General features: G+C 56.2%; 3 protein-coding genes. 1 reads left to right on the top strand and 2 read right to left on the bottom strand.

The window, feature by feature from the left end:
• Both V6C07_RS02015 and V6C07_RS02010 read right to left on the bottom strand, forming a co-directional pair.
• A partial coding sequence (locus V6C07_RS02015) for a flagellin (protein WP_333534722.1) occupies positions 1–570 on the bottom strand: 570 nt, incomplete at its 3' end.
• A gap of 151 nt (positions 571–721) precedes the next feature.
• Positions 722–898, bottom strand: a complete 177-nt coding sequence (locus V6C07_RS02010) for a hypothetical protein (protein WP_333534721.1) — start codon at positions 896–898, stop codon at positions 722–724.
• A 585-nt stretch (positions 899–1,483) separates the two neighbouring features.
• Between V6C07_RS02010 and V6C07_RS02005 the strand changes: the two genes are divergently transcribed.
• Positions 1,484–2,053: flagellin (locus tag V6C07_RS02005; RefSeq protein ID WP_333534720.1), on the top strand; the 570-nt coding region annotated here is incomplete at its 3' end.

Here is a 2,053-nt window from a genome sequence, read left to right as displayed (position 1 = left end):
GGTGCTCGTGCCGATCTGGATGTAGTAATAGTCTTCAGCCGAGTCGTTCATGCTGCCGAAGTGGATCTTCATCTTGCCGGTGGAGGACAGGCCGTCGCTCTTGCCGTTCATGTCCAGGCCCGTGCCGTCACCAGTGTGCGTGTCGCTCGACAGGCTGCCATCCAGCAGATGAATGCCGTTGAAGTCCGTGGCATTGGCGATTCGGGTAATTTCCGAAGCCATGGCCTGGTACTCCGATTCGATCATCAGGCGCTGTGTGGAGTCATAGGTGCCGGTGGCTGCCTGTTCGGCCAGTTCCTTCATGCGTATGAGCTTTTCGTCAATAACGGCCAGAGCGCCGTCAGCGGTCTGGATGAGGGAAATGGCGTCGTTGGCGTTGCGGACACCCTGCTGCAAAGCGGCGATGTCGGTACGCATCAGTTCGCGGATGGCGAGGCCGGCGGCGTCGTCGGCCGCAGAGTTGATGCGCAGGCCCGTGGACAAGCGCTGCACCGAGGACGACAGGTTGCCGTAGTGCGATGTCAGCGTGTTAGCCACCTGGGTGGCCATCTGGTTGTGATTGATATACATGACATTCCTCCATGAATGTTCTGCATGCCCGGCGATGCTTACGCGCGTCCGCTTCCTTGCGGGCTGTCGCCGCACAGTGTTCGTACTGACGAACGGATGACGGTTGTTGATTTTCTTCGTAACGGCCCATCGCCGGTGCGAAGCCCAAAAGCTACGGGTTTTTTGCTTCCACAGCCTCGTGGTAACCGTGGGCAAAAAATGCCCGGAAACCTGTAATCTTGGACAAAGCAGGAATCATGCCATTTTTTTCGTCAAGAACCGTCAAAATCTTGTCTTCAGGCGGTTGCGCCGCGCTTTGGCCGGTGGTGTGCACGAGTGTCTCAGGCACGTGTTGACAGCGCCCGAATGAGATTTACCTGAGATTCAGGATGGCTTTCAGGGTTTGTGCGGTGTGCATCAGTGGCGTGGCCCTGCTTTTTTGAGAGACTTTTTCCCCATGCCACTGTCCTGCCCGCGCCGGGGGAAGGCTTCCTCCTTCAACGGGTCTGCGCTCCGACCCGAAAAGATCCCCGTCACGGTGGCGGGGATCTTTTTTTGTTGTTCATGCCGCGCTGCAAAGAAACATCGCCACATGAAAACCGCTTCAAACAGGCTGCCTGCGCGGCGGTGGCCTGAATGAAGCGGTTTTGCTGATCAAAAAAATTTGGCGCAGGATTGCTCTAGAGCAGATTAACTTTGAGAATATACATTCTCAAAGTTTAAGGCACGCTCACTTCGGCGTTTAACCGCGCAGATAAACTGCGCTTACGCCTCCGTAACGAACGTCTGCTCACGCAGCCGCCAGAGCAATTTCAAAGTGAAATTGCTCTAATGTCCTGATGGGAACAGCCGATAGGACAAGCAAAGGCGGTTTACGCATGGACGCGTTGGCATTTCGCGCCGCCTGTGACGTACAGCATTCATGGAGGAATGTATGTATATCAATCATAACCAGATGGCCACCCAGGTGGCCAATACGCTGACATCGCACTACAGCAATCTGTCCAATTCGGTGCAGCGTTTGTCCACGGGCCTGCGCATCAACTCATCGGCCGACGACGCCGCCGGCCTCGCCATTCGCGAACTGATGCGTACCGACATCGCCGCTTTGCAGCAGGGTGTCCGCAACGCCAACGATGCCATTTCCCTTATCCAGACCGCTGACGGCGCTCTGGCCGTTATTGACGAAAAGCTCATACGGATGAAGGAACTGGCCGAACAGGCAGCCACCGGCACCTATGACTCCACACAGCGCCTGATGATCGAATCGGAGTACCAGGCCATGGCTTCGGAAATTACCCGAATCGCCAATGCCACGGACTTTAACGGCATCTACCTGTTGAACGGCAACCTGTCGGGCGACACGCACACTGGTGACGGCACGGGTACGGGCATAGATGGCAAGAGCGACGGCCTGTCCTCCACCGGCAAGATGAAGGTCCACTTCGGCAGCATGAACGATTCGGCTGAAGACTATTACTACATCCAGATCGGCACGAGTACT

Source organism: Desulfovibrio sp. 1214_IL3152 (genome assembly GCF_036763055.1).
In the GTDB taxonomy this organism is placed as follows: Bacteria; Desulfobacterota; Desulfovibrionia; order Desulfovibrionales; family Desulfovibrionaceae; genus Desulfovibrio.
This window is presented reverse-complemented; position numbering and strand designations above follow the sequence as displayed.